The 13,746-nt window shown below is 64.2% G+C and carries 15 protein-coding genes; all 15 read left to right on the forward strand.

The window, feature by feature from the left end; all coding sequences use genetic code 11:
- Window positions 1-1,155, forward strand: a complete 1,155-nt coding sequence (gene urtC, locus BerOc1_RS04660) for an urea ABC transporter permease subunit UrtC (RefSeq protein ID WP_071544581.1) — start codon at window positions 1-3, stop codon at window positions 1,153-1,155.
- A 3-nt stretch (window positions 1,156-1,158) separates the two neighbouring features.
- Window positions 1,159-1,953 (forward strand): urea ABC transporter ATP-binding protein UrtD, encoded by a 795-nt coding sequence (urtD, locus tag BerOc1_RS04665; RefSeq protein WP_071544582.1) that lies wholly within the window; start codon window positions 1,159-1,161, stop codon window positions 1,951-1,953.
- A 1-nt stretch (window position 1,954) separates the two neighbouring features.
- The gene (gene urtE / locus BerOc1_RS04670; RefSeq protein ID WP_071544583.1) at window positions 1,955-2,650 is read left to right on the forward strand and encodes an urea ABC transporter ATP-binding subunit UrtE; all 696 of its coding nucleotides are present in this window, start codon (window positions 1,955-1,957) and stop codon (window positions 2,648-2,650) included.
- Between the two features lies 1 nt (window position 2,651).
- The gene (locus BerOc1_RS04675) at window positions 2,652-3,512 is read left to right on the forward strand and encodes an urease accessory protein UreD (protein ID WP_071544584.1); all 861 of its coding nucleotides are present in this window, start codon (window positions 2,652-2,654) and stop codon (window positions 3,510-3,512) included.
- 18 nt (window positions 3,513-3,530) lie between these two features.
- Complete coding sequence (gene ureA / locus BerOc1_RS04680; RefSeq protein ID WP_071544585.1) at window positions 3,531-3,833, forward strand: urease subunit gamma; 303 nt, start codon at window positions 3,531-3,533, stop codon at window positions 3,831-3,833.
- Between the two features lie 9 nt (window positions 3,834-3,842).
- Window positions 3,843-4,151, forward strand: coding sequence for an urease subunit beta (locus BerOc1_RS04685; protein WP_071544586.1), 309 nt, complete (start codon window positions 3,843-3,845; stop codon window positions 4,149-4,151).
- Window positions 4,152-4,160: 9 nt separating this feature from the next.
- Window positions 4,161-5,864, forward strand: a complete 1,704-nt coding sequence (gene ureC / locus BerOc1_RS04690) for an urease subunit alpha (protein ID WP_071544587.1) — start codon at window positions 4,161-4,163, stop codon at window positions 5,862-5,864.
- Between the two features lie 2 nt (window positions 5,865-5,866).
- Entirely contained in the window at window positions 5,867-6,340 is a 474-nt protein-coding gene (gene ureE, locus BerOc1_RS04695) for an urease accessory protein UreE (protein WP_071544588.1), read from the forward strand.
- On the forward strand, window positions 6,337-7,008 hold the full coding sequence (locus BerOc1_RS04700; protein WP_129586484.1) for an urease accessory protein UreF: 672 nt from the start codon (window positions 6,337-6,339) through the stop codon (window positions 7,006-7,008). Before ureE ends, BerOc1_RS04700 begins: the two co-directional genes overlap by 4 nt.
- 28 nt (window positions 7,009-7,036) lie before the next feature.
- Window positions 7,037-7,645, forward strand: a complete 609-nt coding sequence (gene ureG, locus BerOc1_RS04705) for an urease accessory protein UreG (RefSeq protein ID WP_084641092.1) — start codon at window positions 7,037-7,039, stop codon at window positions 7,643-7,645.
- A 371-nt stretch (window positions 7,646-8,016) separates the two neighbouring features.
- Entirely contained in the window at window positions 8,017-8,571 is a 555-nt protein-coding gene (locus tag BerOc1_RS04710; protein ID WP_071544590.1) for a cache domain-containing protein, read from the forward strand.
- Window positions 8,572-8,623: 52 nt separating this feature from the next.
- On the forward strand, window positions 8,624-10,261 hold the full coding sequence (locus BerOc1_RS04715; protein WP_071544591.1) for a methyl-accepting chemotaxis protein: 1,638 nt from the start codon (window positions 8,624-8,626) through the stop codon (window positions 10,259-10,261).
- A gap of 499 nt (window positions 10,262-10,760) precedes the next feature.
- Entirely contained in the window at window positions 10,761-11,534 is a 774-nt protein-coding gene (locus tag BerOc1_RS04720) for a glycosyltransferase (RefSeq protein ID WP_071544592.1), read from the forward strand.
- Window positions 11,535-11,540: 6 nt separating this feature from the next.
- A complete protein-coding gene (locus BerOc1_RS04725; RefSeq protein WP_071544593.1) occupies window positions 11,541-12,296 on the forward strand; it encodes a glycosyltransferase family 2 protein in 756 nt (251 codons plus the stop codon).
- 11 nt (window positions 12,297-12,307) lie between these two features.
- Complete coding sequence (locus tag BerOc1_RS04730; protein WP_084641096.1) at window positions 12,308-13,729, forward strand: MATE family efflux transporter; 1,422 nt, start codon at window positions 12,308-12,310, stop codon at window positions 13,727-13,729.
- Window positions 13,730-13,746: the final 17 nt, after the last annotated feature.

Consider the following 13,746-nt stretch of genomic DNA (forward strand, 5'->3'; position numbering starts at 1 on the left):
ATGAGCAGCCTCGCCAACATCCAATCAAAACGTGCCTGGCTCGGCACCCTGGCCGCGGCCCTGCTGTTCCTGGCGGTCATCCCCATCCTGAACCTGTACGTCCCGGAACAATCGCTGCTGCACGTCCCGGACTACATCATCCAGTTGCTGGGCAAGTTCCTGTGCTACGCGCTCTGCGCCCTGGCCATCGACCTGATCTGGGGCTTCACCGGCATCCTCAGCCTGGGCCACGGCGTCTTCTTCGCCCTGGGCGGCTACGCCATGGGCATGTACCTCATGCGGGCCATGGCCGGCATGGGCGTCTACAAATCCAACCTACCGGACTTCATGGTCTTTCTGGACTGGAAGGAACTGCCCTGGTTCTGGCTCGGCTTCGACCACTTCTGGTTCGCCATGCTCATGGTCGTGCTGGTGCCCGGCGTGTTCGCCTTCATCTTCGGCTTCTTCGCCTTCCGCTCGCGGATCAAGGGCGTGTACCTGTCCATCATCACCCAGGCCCTGACCTACGCCATGATGCTGCTGTTCTTTCGCAACAACACCGGTTTCGGCGGCAACAACGGGCTGACCGACTTCAAGACCCTGCTCGGCTTCTCGCTGCTGGAACCGTCCACCAAGCTCGGCCTGTACATGATCAGCGTGGCCGCGGTCCTGCTCGGCTTCCTGGTCTGCCGCTACATCACCAGCTCCAAGCTGGGCAGAGTGCTCACGGCCATCCGCGACGCCGAATCCCGGGTCATGTTCTCCGGGTACTCCCCGCTGCAGTACAAGCTCTTCGTCTGGACCCTGTCCGCTGTCATGTGCGGCATCGCCGGGGCCCTGTACGTGCCCCAGGTGGGCATCATCAATCCCAGCGAGATGGCCCCGGCCAACTCCATCGAGATGGTCATCTGGGTCGCCGTGGGCGGCCGGGGGTCCCTGATGGGCGCCCTGCTCGGAACGGGCATCGTCAACGGCGCCAAGAGCTGGTTCACGGCGGCCGCGCCCGACTACTGGCTCTACTTCCTGGGCGCGCTGTTCATCGGCACCACCCTCTTCCTGCCCCGGGGCATCGTCGGCATCGCCAACCAGCTCCGGGTGCTACGCAGACGTCTGGCCTCCAAGCACGGATCGGCCTCCCCGGCCACGCAGGCCAAGACCACCAAGGACGAGGGCTAGGCAATGAAAACGCAACGCACTCAAACGGAAGGGAACAAGATGCCGCCCGTGAACGTCAGCCAGGGGATCATCCTGCACGTCAACGACGTGACCGTCAGCTTCGACGGCTTCAAGGCCCTGAACAAGCTCTCCATGGCCATCGACGACGGCTCCCTGCACTGCATCATCGGCCCCAACGGCGCGGGCAAGACCACCATGCTGGACATCATCACCGGCAAGACGCGCCCGGACGAGGGGACCGTGTTCTTCGGCTCCGACCTGGAGCTGACCCGGCTCAGCGAGCCCGAGGTGGCCCGCGCCGGGGTCGGGCGGAAATTCCAGACCCCGACGGTCTTCGAGCGGCTGACCCTGTTCGAGAACCTGGAGCTGGCCCTCAAGGCGGACAAGGGGCTGCTTTCCAGCCTGTTCTGGAAACTCTCCGGCGAACAGAAGGAGCGCATAGAAGAGGTCCTGGAGATCATCGGGGCCCGGAACGTGGCCCACATGGAGGCCGGTCTGCTGTCCCACGGGCAGAAGCAGTGGCTGGAGATCGGCATGCTGCTCATGCAGTCCCCGCGACTGCTGCTCCTGGACGAACCGGCCGCGGGCATGACGCCCCAGGAGCTGGAGAACTCCATCCGGCTGCTCAACTCCCTCAAGGGCGAGCATACCGTGGTGGTCATCGAGCACGACATGGAGTTCGTCCGGGCCATCGCCGAACGGGTCACGGTCCTGCACGAAGGCAGCGTCCTGGCCGAAGGCAGCATGGATTTTGTGCAGAACGACCCCAAGGTCGTCGAAGTCTACCTCGGAGAATAGCATGTTCACGGTAACCGGACTGAATCAATACTACGGAGGCAGCCACATCCTGCGGGACGTGAACCTGCATATCGACAAGGGCTCGTGCGTCTGCCTCATGGGCCGCAACGGCGTGGGCAAGACCACCCTGCTCAAATCGGTCATGGGACTGATCCCCATCCGCAGCGGCTCCATAGAACTCGACGGCGAGGACCTGGCCCGGGACCCGGCCGCCGCGCGGGCCCGCAAGGGCATCGGCTACGTCCCCCAGGGCAGGGAGATCTTCCCCGGCCTGACCGTGGAGGAGAACCTGCGCGTAGGGCTGACCGGCCGCCGGGACGGAAGCAAGGTCATCCCCGAAGATATCTACGAGTTCTTTCCGGTGCTCAAGGAAATGCTCCACCGCAAGGGCGGCGACCTGTCCGGCGGGCAACAGCAGCAGCTGGCCATCGGCCGCGCCCTGGCCTCGGACCCGCACATGCTCATCCTGGACGAGCCCACCGAGGGCATCCAGCCCAACATCGTGCAGCTGATCGGCGACATCATCATCCGGCTGAACGACGAGAAGGGGCTGACCGTGCTGCTGGTCGAGCAGAAATTGAAATTCGCCCGCAAGGTGGGCCGCCAGTTCTACATCATGGACCGGGGGCACACCGTGGCCGAAGGCCGGATGGACGCATTGGACGACACGCTCATCAGCGAGTATCTTACCGTCTAGCATGAGCGGACTGGAACTGACACCGCGCGGGGCCCTGGACACGGACTCCGGCTGGAAAGCGGAACTCGGCATCGACTTCTCCCTTTCCCACGGCCGGACCATCCTTTCCCGCCGCCACACCGGGCCCCTGACCCTGCAGCGCCCTTTCTACCCGGAGGGCGACGCGGTCTGCCACGTCTACGCCCTGCACCCCCCGGGGGGCGTGGTCGGCGGGGACAGGCTGCGTTTCGACGTCCGGGCGAGGACGGACGCCCACGGGCTGGTGACCACGCCCGCCGCGGGCAAGTTCTACCGTTCCGCCGGGCCCCTGGCGGTCCAGGAACAGCGCCTTCGCGTGGACGCGGGCGGGACCCTGGACTGGCTCCCGCTGGAGACCATCGTCTATCCCGGGGCCGACGCCCGGCTGGACACCCGGGTGGACCTTGCCGGCGACGCCTGCTTTTTCGGATGGGAGGTGGTCTGCCTCGGCCTGCCCGCCTCGGGCGCGCCTTTTGATAGCGGCCGGTTCATCCAGTCGTTCGAGGTCCACCGGGACGGCGGGCCGGTGCTGCTCGAACGCGCCCGGTACCAGGGCGGCTCGGCGCTGCTGACCGAACAGTGGGGCCTGGACGGCTTCACGGTGTTCGGCACCCTGATCGGGACAGTGGACGGCCGGGACCTGGCCGAGAGGATACGCGGGCGGGCGGACGAGCTCGCGGCGACGGAACGATTTTCCCTGACCCAAATGGACGGACTGACCGTCTGCCGGGTCATGGGCGACAACGCCTTCAGGGTTCGCGATCTGCTGGCCGCGGCCTGGGGCACGATGCGAATGGAACGGCTCGGGCGGGCGGCCTGCCCCCCCAGGGTCTGGAACACATAGTCATTCAAGGAGTTTTCGATGAAGCTCACACCGAGAGAAAAGGACAAGCTGCTGATCTTCTGCGCCGGGATGCTGGCCGCGCAGCGCAAGGAGCGGGGCCTGAAGCTGAACTACCCGGAATCCATGGCCTACATCGCGTCGGCCATTTTGGAAGGCGCGCGCGAAGGCCGGGCCGTGGCCGAGCTCATGGACTACGGGACCACTCTGCTGACCCGCGACGACGTCATGGAGGGCATCCCCGAAATGATCCACGAGGTCCAGGTGGAGGCCACCTTCCCCGACGGCACCAAGCTGGTCACCGTCCACAACCCCATCCAGTGAGGGAGAGCCATGATACCCGGAGAGATCCTCTACGCCGAGGGCGGCATCGAATTGAACGCCGACCGAGAAACCGTCACCGTGACCGTGGCCAACACCGGCGACCGGCCCATCCAGGTCGGCTCGCACTACCATTTTTCCGAGACCAACGAGGCCCTGTCCTTTGACCGCGAAAAGGCGCGGGGATTCAGGCTGAACATCCCGGCGGGCACGGCCGTCCGCTTCGAGCCGGGCCAGTCCCGCGACGTGGAACTGGTGGCCCTGGCGGGCAAACGGGAAGTCTACGGATTCAACGCCAAAACCATGGGCAAACTGGACTAGGGGAACGGCATGAGAACCATCGACAGAAAGACCTACGGAGACATGTTCGGCCCCACGGTCGGCGATCGCGTCCGGCTGGGCGACACCGACCTGATCATCGAAGTGGAAAAGGACCACGCCGTCTACGGCGAGGAGGTCAAGTTCGGCGGCGGCAAGGTCCTGCGCGACGGCATGGGCCAGTCCCAGGCGACCAACGACGTGGCCGTGGACTGCGTCATCACCAACGCCCTGATCCTCGACCACTGGGGCATCGTCAAGGCGGACATCGGGCTGAAGGACGGCCGCATCCACGCCATCGGCAAGGCGGGCAACCCGGATACGCAGCCCGGGGTGGACATCGTGGTCGGCCCCGGCACCGAGGCCATCGCGGGCGAGGGGCTGATCGCCACGGCAGGCGGCATCGACTCCCACATCCATTTCATCTGCCCCCAGCAGGTGGAGGACGCCCTCATGTCCGGCGTGACCACCATGATCGGCGGCGGCACGGGCCCGGCGGCGGGCACCAACGCCACCACCTGTACCCCCGGCCCGTGGAACATCATGCGCATGCTCCAGGCCTCCGAAGGGCTGCCCATGAACCTGGGCTGGCTGGGCAAAGGCAACGCGTCCCTGCCTGGTGCGCTCAATGAACAAATCGAGGCCGGAGCCATGGGCCTCAAGCTGCACGAGGACTGGGGCACCACCCCGGCGGCCATCGACAACTGCCTGGACGCGGCCGAACGGTACGACGTCCAGGTGGCCATCCACACCGACACCCTGAACGAATCCGGCTTCGTGGAGAACACCCTGGCCGCGTTCAAGGGCCGGACCATCCACGCCTACCACACCGAGGGCGCGGGCGGCGGCCACGCCCCGGACATCATCAAGGCGTGCGGCGCGCAGAACGTGCTGCCCTCCTCCACCAATCCGACCCGGCCCTACACCGTGAACACGGCCGACGAGCACCTGGACATGCTCATGGTCTGCCACCACCTGGACGCCTCCATTCCGGAGGACATCGCCTTCGCCGAATCGCGCATCCGGCGGGAGACCATCGCGGCCGAGGACATCCTGCACGACCTCGGGGCGTTCTCCATGATCGCCTCGGATTCGCAGGCCATGGGGCGCGTGGGCGAGGTCATCACCCGCACCTGGCAGACCGCGCACAAGATGAAGGTCCAGCGCGGCCCGCTGGCCGAGGACTCGGACCGCAACGACAATTTCCGGGCCAAGCGGTACATCGCCAAGTACACCATCAACCCGGCCCTGGCCCACGGCATCCAGCACGAGGTCGGCTCCCTGGAACCGGGAAAAATGGCCGACATCGTGCTCTGGAAGCCCGCCTTTTTCGGCGCCAAGCCGGACATGGTCATCAAGGGCGGGGTCATCGTGGCCGCGCCCATGGGCGACCCCAACGCCTCCATCCCCACGCCGCAGCCGGTCCACTACCGGCCCATGTTCGGCGCCTTCGGCCAGGCCCTGGCCGCGACCTCCCTGACCTTCGTTTCCAGGGCGGCCTTCGATCTGGGCGTGGGGGCCAAATACGGCCTGCAAAAAAGGCTCTCCCCCGTGACCGGTTCCCGCGCGGTGCAGAAGAAGGACATGATCCACAACGGATTCACCCCCTTGATCGAGGTGGACCCCCAGACCTATGAAGTGCGCGCCAACGGCGAGCTGCTGACCTGCGAACCGGCGACGGTCCTTCCGCTCGCGCAGAAGTACTTCCTGTTTTAGCCATGTTGAAGATCGACCGGCTGATGGCCGTCCCAGACGGCGAAATCGACGATGTCCTGGCCCTCCCGCACGTTCTGCGGGAGCGGTCCAGGCAGCTCGTCCGCCTGGACTCCGGCCGGGAGGCCGGGCTGTTCCTGCCACGGGGCACGGTGCTGCGCGACGGCGACACCCTGCTGGCCGAGGACGGCACCCGCATCCTGGTCAGGGCCACGGACGAACCGCTGTCCGAAGTGACGTTCCCGGACGGACTGGCCATGGCCAAGGCGTGTTTCCACCTGGGCAACCGCCACGTCCCCCTGGAGATCAGCGTGGGCAGGGTGCGCTACATCCACGATCCCGTGGTGGACGACATGCTCCGAGGCATGGGATTCAGGGTCGGCGCCCTCATGGCCCCCTTCCACCCCGAGGCCGGGGCCTACCACATGCCGGAGATCCGTCTCGGCTGCCAACCGAAACCGGTGGGGAAACGCCAGTGAACGTTTCGCCGCAACTGCTCAGGCTCATGCAGCTGGCCAGCCCCGCCCTGCCGGTGGGCACTTTCGCCTATTCCCAGGGGTTGGAGACCGGCGCCGACATGGGCGTGCGGGACGAAGCCGCCGCGTCGGCCTGGATATTCGGGGTCATGGAACACGGCCTGACCCGCCTGGACCTGCCCATCCTGGCCCGCATGCAGGCCGCCTGGCTGGACGACGACCTGCCCCGGATCGAGCACTGGTCCGCCCGCCTCCTGGCCTCGCGGGAGACCGCCGAACTGCGCGACGAGGAACGCCAGACCGGGGCGGCCCTGGCCCGCCTTTTGCGCGATCTCGGCCTGGAGGACGCGGCGGCGTGGATTCAATCCCCCAAACGGACCTTCGGCGCGCTGTTTAGCCTGGCCGGGGCGCGCTGGTCCATCGGAGCGGACGCCCTCTGCGCCGCCTACGCCTTCGCCTGGGCCGAAAACCAGGTGGCCGCGGCCATCAAGCTGCTCCCCATGGGGCAGACCGGCGGCCAGCGCATTCTTTCCCGGGCGGCCCAGCGCATACCCGATCTGGTGGAAGAGGCACTGGGCCTGGAAGACGACGCCGTGGGCGGCACCGCCCCGGGCCAGGTTATGGCTTCGGCCCTGCACGAAACACAGCGCACGAGGCTGTTCCGCTCCTGACGGCGCGCCTGACGCAAAGGATACAATCATGTCGCAAGCCCTACGCCTCGGAATCGGCGGCCCGGTCGGGTCCGGCAAGACCGCCCTCATCGAACAACTCTGCCACGCCCTGCGCGACGACTATGAAATCGCCGTGGTCACCAACGACATCTACACCCGGGAGGACGCCGAATTCCTCACCCGGCGAGCGGCCCTGCCGCCCGAACGCATCCGGGGCGTGGAAACGGGCGGATGCCCGCACACGGCCATCCGCGAGGACGCCTCCGCCAACCTGGCGGCGGTCGAGGAATTGTGCGCCGAGTTCCCGGACCTGCAACTGGTCATGGTGGAGTCCGGCGGCGACAACCTGAGCGCCTCCTTTTCCCCGGAGCTGGCCGACCTGACCATCTACGTCATCGACGTGTCGGCCGGTGACAAAATTCCGCGCAAGGGGGGCCCCGGCATCACCCGCACGGACCTGCTGGTCATCAACAAGACGGACCTGGCTCCCCTGGTCGGCGCCTCCCTCGACGTCATGGCCAGGGACGCCGAGGCGCAGCGCGGCGGCAACCCCTTTGTCTTCAGCAACATGAAGACCCGGGAAGGACTGGACGCCATCATAGCCTTCATCAAGAAGGCCGGGATGCTGGACGGCTAGTACGGGAACCCCGGCGGCAGCGCCGCCCGCTCGAAAGACCGAAATCACAGCGCAACGGTCTTCGCCGTTGTCAGGCTCCCGATTTATTCGAAACAGCCCTCCCCGTTCCCGCACACGGCGCTACGCCGACGAATTGCGCACGGCATGCCGTTTTTCTCAAATTGACTGTCGGGCCACAAAGCCGAGCCCTCTCCGCAATCCATGCCTATCCTTTCGCATCAGGCAATATCCCCCCAGGATTACTGCTAATCACTGACAACGGGAGGCTTTGGCCCCACCAGTTATAACTTTCGAAGTCTCATTGTCATCACAGCCGAATTATGTACTATCGTGCCATGAGTATCCATTAACCAACCGAAAAGGAGACAACGATGAAAACGAGAATCTTGGGTTGCGCTTTACTTGTTTTGGTCATGACGGTCGGCATGGCTTCCGCTGAACAGGCCCCCCGGAAGGTGTACGATCTTGCCGAGGGACAGCTGGCGGCCCTGGGATCCGACCCGGTTATCGTGGAAGCGGTCAAGGCCCAGAACGCAAAAGGGATGTCCTTGGCCGAAATTCAGGCCATGGACGAAAAATGGATGAATACGCCCGGCGTTGATCCCTTCATGAAAGCCCTCATGGATTCCGAGCTCGGCAAGCACCTTCGGACGTTGCAGGAATCCAAGGATTACTACGCGGAAATTTTTGTCATGGACAATCAGGGAGCCAATGTCGGCATGACCGACAAGACCTCCGATTATTGGCAAGGCGATGAAGCCAAATTCCAAAAATCCTTTTCCAATGGCGCAGGCGCCATCTTCGTTGACGAAGTGGAGTTCGACGACTCCACGCAGGCCTATCTGGTCCAGGTCTCCGTTCCCGTCGTTGACGGGGGAAAAGCCATTGGGGCCATTACCTTCGGTATTGATGTGGACAAGATATAGGTGGCCACCCGGCGGGCACTCCGTTGCCCGCCGCCCGCTTCGAGGAGGGAGTATGTTGCGTCTCAGGGATATCAGAATTGGCTTCAAACTGCTGCTGATCTACAGTGTTCTCGCCCTGCTGCTCATCGGAGTCGGAGTTGTCGGCATCCTGGGCGCGCGCGCCATCGAAGGGGAATTGCTGGAGGTCTTCAATATCCATCTTCCCGGCACCAACCTGCTGCTCGGTGCTGATCGGGATCTGCAAAAGCTGCTCGTGGCCGAGCGATCGATGATCTTCACCAATTCCAATTCGGAGGCCTTCAAAACGCTGGTCGACGATTACAATACCAGCCTGCGGCAGTTCAAGGAACGGGTCGACCAGTTCATCCCATTGGCGGCAACCGACCACGAGAAAACACTCATCACGCGGTTCAAGGCGGCCATGCAGGAGTGGGAACCTCTCTCGCGACAGGTTGTTGAAGGCCGGGTTGCCGATACGCGCGAGGGCCGAAGGCTGGCTCTTGACCTGACCCTCAAGGACGCGGCCACAAAATTCGAAGTAATGCGCGAATTCATCGATGAACTCATCAAGTTCAACCTTGAATTGGCGGCCGCCGCCAAAGGGCAGGCCACCGGGAGCTATGAACGAAACCTGATGATCATTATCCTGGCGATCATATTCGGCATCGTTGTGGGCGGGGGGATGGCCGTGATGATTTCCAGGACCATTTCCGGTCCCATCAATCTTGGGCTGACGTTTGCCAGCCGGATGGCCGGAGGCGATATGACGACGGATATTCCCATCGACCAGAACGACGAGATCGGCAAGCTCGTCAAGGCGCTCAACAAAATGGTTCTTCGCATGCGCTCCGCCGTCAACGACGTGCAACTCTCCTCCCACAGCATCACGGAAGGAGCCGAGGAACTCGCCGACACGGCCCTGAATCTGGCCCAAAAATCCTCGGAACAGGCCAACAGCGTGGAGGAGATATCCTCATCCATGGAACTGATGGGAGCGAATATCCGGCAGAATGCGGAAAGCGCCACCGAAACGGAGAGAATCGCGCTCTCGGTGGCTTCCGATGCGGAAAAGGGAGGCGAAGCCGTGGCCCGGACAGCGGATGCCATGAAACAGATCGCCGAAAAGATATCCATCATCGAAGAGATCGCCCGCCAGACCAACCTGTTGGCGCTCAATGCCGCCATCGAAGCCGCCCGGGCCGGTGAACACGGAAAGGGGTTTGCCGTAGTCGCGGCGGAAGTGCGCAAACTGGCCGAACGCAGCGGACAGGCCGCCGGAGAGATCAGTGATCTTTCTTTCAGCAGCGTGGCCGTGGCGGAAGAGGCGGGTTCCATGCTCGCCAAAATAGTTCCCGAGATCAAAAGAACGGCTGAATTGATCCAGAAAATCACATCGGCCAGCCAGGAGCAGGACCAGGGGGCGATCGAAATCAACAGGGCCATTCAGTCCCTCGATGTCGTGGTCCAGGAAAACACCGCCATCTCGGAAAGGACCGCTGCAAACGTCGAGGAAATGAGCAGCCAGGCCAGCCAGTTGCAACAGGCGATGACCTTCTTCTCTGTCGGCGGCATGCAGCGACCCGCAACGGCGGCGTATGCGGAACAGCGCACCGCCCCCTCAATACCGGCCGAAGAGACGGAAACGCCTACCCAGGCGGAAGAGGATGCAGATGAATTCGCCCGTTTTTAGATTTTAAACGGATATCCGGCGTAGCCAATCTCTTGCTGGCGGATGATTCCCGGACACCGGTGGCCGACTGATGAGAAGACATACGAGAGTCCCTCCGATTCCACGCATTTTGCCCCACGGGAAACGTATGGCGGGATACCATAGGGAGCGAGAGGAACGCGCGGAGGGTTGCCTTTTTGGGTGATCTGCTTCCGCGTCTCGCCCTTTTCTGCGGGAACCGGAACAAGAAAGCGGATCCACTTTATCGGAACGCATAACGTTATTTTCAAGGTGACTCCGGCAATGCCAAGGATCGCCATGGGCATAGTTCCAGGATTGCTTCCGGCACAGCTCCCCGATACGTGCCGTAGGCCCCACAAATCAATTGTAGATATTACCCACATATGTTTGTAGGCTCCTTTCCCATGAACATGCCCCAACACCACGGCAGCCCGGGCGAAGACACCGGCCACCGGGAATCCGCCGGAAAGATCTCCGGCCCGATCGGAGCCCATTGCCAATGACCTCCGCCGGAACCTGGCTCGTCATCCCCTGCTTCAACGAGGAGCGGCGGCTCAGCCTGACCGGGATGGCGGACGCCCTGGAGACGTTTCCCGGCGTGCATCTGTGCATGGTGGACGACGGCAGCGCGGACGGCACCCTTGCCCTGCTCTCCGCCTTTGCCGAGAGCCATCCCGGCCGGGTGACCGTGCTGCGCCACGACCTGAACCGGGGCAAGGCCGAGGCCGTGCGCACCGGCGTGCTGCACGGGCTGGACAACACCGGGCACCAACGGCTCGGGTACTGGGACGCCGACCTGGCCACGCCGCTCGACGAGTTGAGCCTCTTCGAGCGCGAGACCGAGCGCACTCCGGATTGGGACATCCTCATGGGCTGCCGCCACCAGCGGCTCGGGACCAAAATCCGGCGCAAGAAGACGCGCCACTACACGGGCCGGGTGTTCGCCACCATGGTCTCCCAACTCCTCGATCTGCCGGTCTACGACACTCAGTGCGGGGCCAAGATATTCCGCCGCGACGTGATCGGCAGCCTCTTTTCCCGCCCGTTCCGGACCACCTGGATTTTCGACGTGGAACTGCTGGCCCGGTACATCGCCGCCAAGGGCCGGGAGGCCGCGCTTGAGCGCATCCGCGAGGTCCCGCTTGACCGGTGGACGGACGTGGGCGGTTCCAAGCTCTCCCCCGCCGCCTACCTGAAGGCGATCGGGGACCTCTTCATCCTCTCCCGCACCTATGCCGCGAAGCGCGGCTCCGACTCCAATCGACACAGGTAGATTGCCATGCTGAACAACAAGAAGATCGTCCTGGTCATGCCCGCCTACAACGCGGCCGAGACCCTGGAAAGGACCTACAGAGACATCCCCGGGGGGGTGGTCGACGAATTCATCCTGGTGGACGACATGAGCCGGGACAACACGGTCGAGGTCTCGCGCTCGCTCGGCATCTCCACCTTCCGCCACGAGCGCAACCGGGGCTACGGCGGCAACCAAAAGACCTGTTATGCCAAGGCGCTGGAAGCCGGGGCGGACATAGTGGTCATGCTCCACCCGGACTACCAGTACACGCCCAAACTCATCCCGGCCATGGCCTCGCCCATCGCCGAGGGCGTGCACGACTGCATGCTCGGCTCGCGCATCCTGGGCAAGGGGGCGCGCATCGGCGGCATGCCGCTCTACAAATACGTGGCCAACCGATTCCTGACCCTGCTCCAAAACCTGCTGGTCAACGAGAAGCTGTCCGAATACCACACCGGCTACCGCGCCTTTTCCCGCGAGGTCCTGGAGCGGCTGCCGCTTGAAGGCAACAGCGACGACTTCATCTTCGACAACCAGATGCTCTGCCAGCTCATCTACGCCGGATTCCGCATCGGCGAGGTCACCTGCCCGACCAAGTACGAGAAGGAGTCCTCGTCCATCAGCTTCCTGCGCTCCTGCAAGTACGGACTCGGCGTCCTCCGCTGCTCGGCGGAGACCTTTCTGCACCGCAGGGGTCTGCGCAAGTCGGCCATGCTGGAGCCGCTGGACGGGCCCAAATAACGGAGCCTGCCGTGGCCGAATCCCGGACCTCCATACTCAAGCGCTTCGGCTACCTGCTCTCCGGCCATTGGGTCCGGGAAATACTCCAGGCGGTCTTTCTGCTCTCCCTGGCGCGCCATGCCACCGAGACCTACGGCCAGTTCATGCTGGCCATCAACATCGGCCAGCTCCTGCTCTTCGCCACCGAATTCGGGCTGAACCAGCACCTGGCGACCATGCTGGCGCGCAAGGAAAATCCGCCCACCCGCATCCTCGGCCAGGTCACGCTGATCAAGTCCCTGTTCCTGGCCGTCGGCTGGCTGATCATGCTCGGTTTCCTCTTCACGCAGGACTATTCCGGCCAACTCCGGCTGATCATCCTGGTCATCGCCACGGCCGCGGCCCTGGAAGGCATCGGCAACTCGTTCTACGTGGCCTGCCGGGTGCTCGGCAGGCAGGACGTGGAGGGCAAGACCAGGGGGTTGGCCTCGATCATCGGCTTCGGCTGGGGCATCGCCGCCATCTTCACGGGCATGGCCCCGGTCCTGGTCGCCCTGTTCAAGGGGTTCGAGACATGCACCAACCTGTTCGTGGTCCTGCGCGCCTTCCTGGGCAGGGTGCGCAGCGAGCTGCATTTGGCGAACCTCCGCGCGGTCTGGCTCGCCTGGCGCGAGGGACTGGTCTTCACCGCCATGGCCGTGTGCGCCATTTTCTACAACAAGCTCAACCTGTTCTTCCTGCAGCACAACGCGGGGGCCGAGGGCGTGGCCCAGTACAGCGCGACCTGGCAGATCGTGGACGGGGTCTCGGTCCTCGTCTCCGGCATGCTGCTCGGCAAGGTCCTGTTTCCGATCTTCGCCAAGCACTGGGGGACCAACCGGGAAACCTTCGTCAAACTGGCCCGCCAGTCCGCGGCCTGGCTGGTGGCCGCCGCCCTGCCCGTGAGCTACGTCCTGTTCGTGGAGAGCGACAGGATCATCCCCCTGGCCTACGGTGACAACTACGGCCCGGCCATCCTGGCCCAGAAGCAGCTGGTCGGCTGCATCCTCTTCGCCTTCATCCACAACCTCGCCAGCTACCTGATGATCAGCATGCGCCGACAGCGGATTCTCCTCGGCATGTATATTGTCGGGCTGGCCTTCAATCTGGCGGCGTGCGTCCTGCTGACCCGGTTCTCGCCGCTGACCAACGCGGCCATGGCCATTCTGGCCACCAAGGGGATCATGGCCATGATGACCGTGACCTTCTGCCAGTTCACCATCGGCCTGTTCACCCCGGCGGGCCTCATCAAGCAGATCCTGGCCGCTGGGGCCGCTGGGGCCATCCATTTCTCGCTCTCGCCGGTCCTGCCCCGGGAGGCGGTGGAACTGCTCGCCCTGCTCCCCCTGCTCGCCTACGCCTACCGGCTCCACCTCGGGCAAAGGCGCGGCCTCGACGCTGCCGGGGCGGCCTAACCCGCCGACGCCGTTGA

The organism is Pseudodesulfovibrio hydrargyri (assembly GCF_001874525.1).
In the GTDB taxonomy this organism is placed as follows: Bacteria; Desulfobacterota; Desulfovibrionia; order Desulfovibrionales; family Desulfovibrionaceae; genus Pseudodesulfovibrio; species Pseudodesulfovibrio hydrargyri.